The sequence below is a fragment of the Phyllobacterium sp. P5_D12 genome (assembly GCF_054049495.1).
Genome location: NZ_JBFUMG010000266.1, coordinates 1 through 5,982 on the forward strand (window position 1 = coordinate 1; position 5,982 = coordinate 5,982).

The window sequence follows — 5,982 nt, forward strand, 5'->3', positions numbered from 1 at the left end:
GTTTGCATATGCTCCGCAAAGTCCTTGCGGCGGCTACCACGCTTGAACACCTCGGCGGGTGCTCGGATTTGTCCCTTTTTGGTCATCCCAACCCGCCTGAAACGTGGCTCTTAGCCCACAAACACATTGGCGAAGGGATCGTTCCAACTTTGTCCGCCCGTGGACGCACGACGGGTGGGAGTATCCCTTGAAAATAAAACAAACAAAAAGGCTCTTGCCAGACCATTAGAGTTTTATGGAATACTTTTAGCTGCTATGGTCTAAACGGTTTCTCCCAATAATTACACTCTTTAGATTGCAAATGTTATGACGACTATTTCAGCCGATATGCTTTCCATCAATTGGAACTTGTACGCTTTGGGGTAATCGCCGTCATCGTAGCGATTTGGCTATTTTTTATAGCGCGACACCGGATGCGATGACACCGCGTGCCACCATGAGGAAATCTGGAGCGTGCCAATGACTGAAGATGACAGACGGCTCATGACGGAGATTTCCGCGCAGGCCGATATCGCTTTATCAGTCCCGTCCGAAGAGAACGAATGCTATGGAGCTTGCCAAAGCACTCGGTACGGATTTTCCTCATCGAAAAATTGAGGAAATTCATCAGAAAATCAACAATGTATGGAGGCTAAGAGGGTTACTTTGTTGCGACCATTAAAAACACGCATTGCACAGTGGTGACTTGGCGCGCCCGGAGGAAGCTTCATGAATATCGATATATGCCCTATCTCAGGTGATCCGGTCGCATCTTTGCCGACCACCGGGGATTACATCGAGTTCGACTGCCCAACTTGCGGACGCTTTCGTATTTCGTGCTTAGCACTGGAAGCCATGACCGAATTGCCTCGTCAAGATAAAGAGGCGTTTCTAAACAAGGCCAGGAGTAACGCCCAAGGCGGTGACGGCATACCCTTTATCAGAGATGTATGAGACTGTGTGTCCCATCGGAGGCCGCTCGCGATGAATGACAAACTTGAACGGCGCAAATACAGAACACCGTGGTGGCTTAAGGTCTGCATCTTCATCGGTGGTGTGGCCATCGCCTGATCATAGCGAGCATTCTAACCCGGTTGTGAAGGGCTGCGGGCCTGCGACTGCTCGGCAGCAACACTAGGGGGGGTGAAGAACGTTCCATCGTACTCCTCTGGACAGCGCAATAATGCATGCCATAATTAGACTACAGTGGGTTCTGACGGGGGGCGTCACATGGAGCGCCTGGATCACAAGCTGGACTGCAAAGCCTGTGGGACTATCTATCTGGATATTCCCGACGACGTGCGCAATGTGACGCCTATCCATTGCTCGTCATGCGGTCAGTTCATTGGTTATTGGGGCGAGCTCAATCGCGATTTCGACGGACAGGGCGGCCAGGACGGTGTCTTCGAATTGAAGGATGGTCAGATACTGCGCAAGGCGTAGTAAGAATTGGCTAACTCTCCACGAGGAACTGAATACCCAAGGACACGTTTGGCGCTGATGGAAGAAGAACCCTTCAAAGAAGTGCGCATCATGACCAGCCACCCTGGAAGAATGCGCGTGGTCACATCCACCCTTGAAGCTGCAGAGCAAATCCTGACTGATTGGCCGGTTGAAGAGGGCGAGGCCCTGTCCGCTGCGAAATACGCTCTCCTGGTGTGCCTTGAGGGAAACCTTTCACCGGGATCTGCACGTTTCGCATTCATCCAGGCTGCCAGGGAAGCTGGCAACTATGTGGATGAGCCGGTACGCGGACCTCCCACGGGCAAATCCTTTCGGTGGCATAAGGGCAAGCCAGGACGTCGTGTCTGACTTCCGCGTGACCTGAGGTTGGGTTTCGTCTGCTGGCAGACACATACTTGCAAACTGTAATTTTTATAATATTCGTATGCAGGTCAGTGCCTCTTTCATGGGATCGCGAAGATGTCTCAGGAACTGGACCACAAGCTGGACTGCCCGAACTGCAAGACCATTTACCTTAGAATTCCCAAGGATGTATCGGGCCACACACCCATTAACTGCACTAGCTGCGGCGAGTACCTTGGATATTGGGGAGAGTTGGAAGCCGACTTCTTCAAGCAAGGCGGAATGAACGGCGCGTTCCGGCTCGACAAGGGCCAGTTTGTCCGGATCGACCAAAATGCAGTTCACGCGCATGAGTTGGCGAGCGGTGGCCAAGAACAGTTGCGGGTGGCATTGATCGAGTCCGAGAGACCGGAAGCGCCCGCAAGTTTGGGACTAGACCGGGCGATTGCGCCTCTTGGTGTAAAGCCTTAAACCCATCCATGACCGATGACGACAGGCTCAATCTGGAAATCAATGCGCGGGCCAAATTTGCCAGCGATGCGCTGCCGAAAAGGACAGACGTGTCAAAGCTCGTTCCTGCGCTCGCCCGAGAATTCCCACATCGAAGCTCGGAACAGATATTGTTGAAAATGAAACATGTCTGGAAGGATAGCGGGCTGTACTGGAACGCCGACTGAGCAAATGGGCTCTGGCGGCCTCAGAACTTCACCTTGAAGCAAGTTGCTAGGCTGACACCTCGCCACAGAGCGCGTGCTGAGGTTTTCGACCTAGAGGAATTGAAGGCTGGGAATTGTCGCTTTTATTTTCTGAGGAACATTCCGCTCGTCCTGGTGTTGTTAGCCTAGTTGAGGGGGCTTGGCACTCTCTTCAGCGAGAGGCTCGGTGTCGGACGGTGACCCCGATATCGGGCCTCACCTTTTGTTAACCATACAGGCGCACGCTTTGAGTGCTGACCATAGTGCCACTGGGTCGGCCCCCGGCCTGCTTTCGTATTGTGTATCCGGCAGGTCGGGCAGACGCTTACTAGTGATCAGAACCTCACCTTGAAACCCGTCGCAGAAGCGGCAAAAATTAKACAGAATAAACGCAAGAAGCGCTGAACAATGCCACGCTCTGCGCGGGCATCGCATCCGCGTCACGGACCAAGCCCAGCGACAATGTAAAACAGCGCCGCAATCAGCGCGGCGGCAGGCATGGTTATCAGCCAGGCAACGACTATGTTGCTGGCCAAGCCCCAACGCACCGCCGAGACACGCCGCGCTGTTCCAACGCCGATGATCGCGCCTGTGATCGTGTGGGTTGTCGATACAGGAATGCCCAGCCATGTTGCACCGAACAACGTCAGCGCCCCTCCCGTCTCAGCGCAGAAACCTTGCATTGGGTTCAGCCGGGTGATCTTCGATCCCATGGTGTGAACAATGCGCCAGCCCCCGAAAAGCGTGCCGAGCGCCATTGCCGACTGACAGGCTATCACGACCCAGAACGGAACGCTGAATTCCGTTCCGAGATAGCCTTGGGAGAAGAGCAATACGGCAATGATGCCCATCGTCTTTTGAGCATCGTTGCCGCCATGGCCAAGTGAATAGAGCGAGGCCGAAAGGAACTGAAGTCCCCGGAACGTGCTGTCAACGGCAAAGGGTGTCTGTCGGACAAAAATCCATGAGACGGTCAGGATCAGCAGGAGCGCCAGGAAGAAACCTATCATCGGTGACATGAAGATTGCACCGATAGTTTTGAGAAGCCCGGTCCATACGATCGCATCAAAGCCCGTCCTGACAAGACCCGCCCCAACGAGGCCGCCGACAAGCGCATGGGACGAGCTGGAAGGAATTCCAAATACCCAGGTGACAATGTTCCAGATTATCGCGCCCATAAGTGCGGCAAAGATCAATCGGGGCGTAACGATTGTCGGATCGATAATGCCGGTTCCCAACGTCTCGGCAACGTGCAGGCCAAAAAACAGGAAGGCAATAAAATTGAAGAAAGCTGCCCACAAAACCGCATATTGGGGGCGTAGCACCCGCGTGGAAACGATGGTTGCGATGGAATTGGCTGCGTCATGAAGGCCATTGAGAAAATCAAAGAACAATGCGACCGCAATAAGACCCACAAGCAATGGAAAGCTGAGGGCCGTGTCCATCAAACGTTCTCGATCACGATACCGCTAATCTCGTCAGCAACATCCTCAAACCGGTCGAGGACCTTTTCCAGCTGATTATAGATTTCGCTGCTGATGATATAGGCCATCGGATCGGATCTACCCTGGTTTTGGAAAAGCTCCTTGAGCCCCTCGTCGTACAATTCGTCGGCGCGATCTTCGACGCGGACGACCTCTTCGGCGATTGCGCTCAGCCTCGCTGAATGTGAACCAACGCGATTGAGCAGGGGAATGGCTTCCGCGATCAGCCCCGCAGCTTCAAGAATAAGCCCGCCCATTTCGCGCATGCGATGGTCGAAACTGCTTTGCTCGAACAGTCGGATGGTTTTGACCGTCTTGTGCATCATGTCGATAGCGTCGTCCATCGACTGGATCAGGTCTTTGATATCGCCGCGGTCAAACGGTGTGATGAAACTGCGGCGAACGGCAAGCAAAACCTGACGCGTGATTTCGTCGGCTTCATTTTCAAGTTCGATAATGTGAATACATTGCTGCTCTAGGTCGCCGTCACCCGCAAGTAGGGCCTTCAGTGTATCAGCCGCCTCAACAACAATGCGAGAATGTTGAGCAAAAAGGTCAAAAAAGCGGTCCTCACGTGGCAACAGAGCACGAAACCACTTCAGCATTGCCGGCACTTTCTCATTGTTGGACTTCCGATCCAAGACGGCGTAACCAGTCATAGCCGGATCAACCTGTTACTTCAACCTGACTGATGGTTGTGATTCCAATCCAAGGARATGTGATCGGTTCTTTGGAAAAACCGTCGAATATGATTAGACGGATAAATGGAATCTGCCCACCTGGCGGTGTTCGTCCTCGTGATCGACCGAATACTGGATGTGGTGGAAAATCGCCTGATTAAATGGCGGCCCAATGCCTCGGAGGAACGGGCCGCATAGTTGGAATAGACGATGCAGGCTTTAAACGGTGGCCGCTACAAGAAGCGGCCACCTGTACAAGTGTATGCCGATATTAGCGAGCTTTTTTTAGCCATTCTTGTTGTCGCGGTATGACTACAATCCCTCTTCGGCCGTTCGCACAGGATCGCCTGGAAGGCGAGCCGAGCAGATTCAGTTAAATAACAAGGATGTCTCGCACGTCCCTACATTTCTACAAAGCGGTCCGCGGCCGATGGCTTGTTGAAGGGCTATCTGAGCCATCAAATCGAGCGTGGGGAGCGTTGGCTGGGACTTTATGCTAGTCTGGACCAAGGGAGACTGGCGCTACATGGGCGAGATGCGGAAGATAGCAGCAATCCTGGTTTCCGACGTGGTCGGCTACAGTCGGCTCGCCGGTGCCGACGAGGATCGCATCCTGGCAAGGTTACGAGCCCTGCGCAGCGATTTGATCGATCCTACAATCGCCGTGCATCATGGCCGCGTGGTCAAGCGCACCGGCGATGGGAGCCTCGTCGAGTTCCGCAGCGTCGTGGACGCCGTGCGCTGCGCCATTGAAGTGCAGAATGCTATGGTCGAGCGCAATGCAGGCCTGCCGCCCGAACGCCGTATTGAATTCCGCATCGGTATCCATCTGGGCGATGTTGTGGAGGAGAGCGACGGGGATCTAATGGGTGACGGCGTCAATATTGCCGCGCGCCTTGAAGGCATTTGCGAGCCAGGCAGTATCTGTCTCTCCGAGCAAGCGTACTGGCAGGTCAAGGCAAGGCTCGATCTTGTGATCGACGACCGCGGTGCAGTGCAGCTCAAGAACATCGCCGACCCGGTCCGGGTTTATTCGCTGCACGTTGGCCTTGCCGCCCAGCCGAAATCTGCGGCATCAGTGGAGACCCACGCGTCGGGAGGACGTGCGGCGTTGTCGTCCATTCCTGACAAACCCTCAATCGCCGTGCTTGCGTTCAACAACATGAGCGGCGACGCAGAGCAGGAATATTTCTCTGACGGTATAAGCGAAGATATCATTACGGACCTGTCGAAGCTGTCTGAATTGCATGTGATCGCCCGCAACTCCTCTTTCGTATACAAGAAGGCGGCGGTCTCCGTCCCGGACATGGCCAAGGCGCTCGGCGTCCGCTACCTGCT

The 5,982-nt window shown here is 54.2% G+C and carries 8 protein-coding genes and 1 pseudogene; 7 read left to right on the forward strand and 2 right to left on the reverse strand.

What is annotated here, in order from left to right:
* Nucleotides 1-708 precede the first annotated feature (708 nt).
* The 5 genes from ACXJ5O_RS16595 (at nucleotide 709) to ACXJ5O_RS16615 (ending at nucleotide 2,462) form a co-directional block, all read left to right on the forward strand.
* Nucleotides 709-933: a hypothetical protein gene (locus ACXJ5O_RS16595; protein ID WP_457300852.1), complete on the forward strand. Its 225-nt coding sequence runs from the start codon at nucleotides 709-711 to the stop codon at nucleotides 931-933.
* Nucleotides 934-1,209: 276 nt separating this feature from the next.
* Nucleotides 1,210-1,422, forward strand: a complete 213-nt coding sequence (locus ACXJ5O_RS16600; protein WP_114431272.1) for a hypothetical protein — start codon at nucleotides 1,210-1,212, stop codon at nucleotides 1,420-1,422.
* Nucleotides 1,423-1,479: 57 nt separating this feature from the next.
* Entirely contained in the window at nucleotides 1,480-1,791 is a 312-nt protein-coding gene (locus ACXJ5O_RS16605; RefSeq protein ID WP_457300853.1) for a DUF982 domain-containing protein, read from the forward strand.
* Between the two features lie 111 nt (nucleotides 1,792-1,902).
* Nucleotides 1,903-2,256, forward strand: a complete 354-nt coding sequence (locus ACXJ5O_RS16610) for a hypothetical protein (protein WP_457300854.1) — start codon at nucleotides 1,903-1,905, stop codon at nucleotides 2,254-2,256.
* An 8-nt stretch (nucleotides 2,257-2,264) separates the two neighbouring features.
* Nucleotides 2,265-2,462 (forward strand): hypothetical protein, encoded by a 198-nt coding sequence (locus ACXJ5O_RS16615; RefSeq protein ID WP_457300855.1) that lies wholly within the window; start codon nucleotides 2,265-2,267, stop codon nucleotides 2,460-2,462.
* 458 nt (nucleotides 2,463-2,920) lie between these two features.
* Here ACXJ5O_RS16615 and ACXJ5O_RS16620 read toward each other — a convergent pair whose 3' ends face one another.
* Both ACXJ5O_RS16620 and ACXJ5O_RS16625 read right to left on the reverse strand, forming a co-directional pair.
* Complete coding sequence (locus ACXJ5O_RS16620; RefSeq protein WP_457300856.1) at nucleotides 2,921-3,925, reverse strand: anion permease; 1,005 nt, start codon at nucleotides 3,923-3,925, stop codon at nucleotides 2,921-2,923.
* A complete protein-coding gene (locus ACXJ5O_RS16625; RefSeq protein WP_457300857.1) occupies nucleotides 3,925-4,569 on the reverse strand; it encodes a DUF47 domain-containing protein in 645 nt (214 codons plus the stop codon). Before ACXJ5O_RS16625 ends, ACXJ5O_RS16620 begins: the two co-directional genes overlap by 1 nt.
* A 174-nt stretch (nucleotides 4,570-4,743) precedes the next feature.
* Here ACXJ5O_RS16625 and ACXJ5O_RS16630 point away from each other — a divergent pair.
* Both ACXJ5O_RS16630 and ACXJ5O_RS16635 read left to right on the forward strand, forming a co-directional pair.
* A pseudogene (locus ACXJ5O_RS16630) lies at nucleotides 4,744-4,842 on the forward strand (ABC transporter permease); the annotation flags it as partial.
* A 328-nt stretch (nucleotides 4,843-5,170) separates the two neighbouring features.
* Nucleotides 5,171-5,982: adenylate/guanylate cyclase domain-containing protein (locus ACXJ5O_RS16635; protein ID WP_457300858.1), on the forward strand; the 812-nt coding region annotated here is incomplete at its 3' end.

Excerpts from the sequence above, each read along its gene's own strand:
- ACXJ5O_RS16620 (WP_457300856.1), bottom strand. The coding sequence starts at position 3,925 with ATGGACACGGCCCTCAGCTTTCCATTGCTTGTGGGTCTTATTGCGGTC.
- ACXJ5O_RS16600 (WP_114431272.1), top strand. The coding sequence starts at position 1,210 with ATGGAGCGCCTGGATCACAAGCTGGACTGCAAAGCCTGTGGGACTATC.
- ACXJ5O_RS16610 (WP_457300854.1), top strand. The coding sequence starts at position 1,903 with ATGTCTCAGGAACTGGACCACAAGCTGGACTGCCCGAACTGCAAGACC.
- ACXJ5O_RS16605 (WP_457300853.1), top strand. The coding sequence starts at position 1,480 with ATGGAAGAAGAACCCTTCAAAGAAGTGCGCATCATGACCAGCCACCCT.
- ACXJ5O_RS16595 (WP_457300852.1), top strand. The coding sequence starts at position 709 with ATGAATATCGATATATGCCCTATCTCAGGTGATCCGGTCGCATCTTTG.
- ACXJ5O_RS16625 (WP_457300857.1), bottom strand. The coding sequence starts at position 4,569 with ATGCTGAAGTGGTTTCGTGCTCTGTTGCCACGTGAGGACCGCTTTTTT.
- ACXJ5O_RS16615 (WP_457300855.1), top strand. The coding sequence starts at position 2,265 with ATGACCGATGACGACAGGCTCAATCTGGAAATCAATGCGCGGGCCAAA.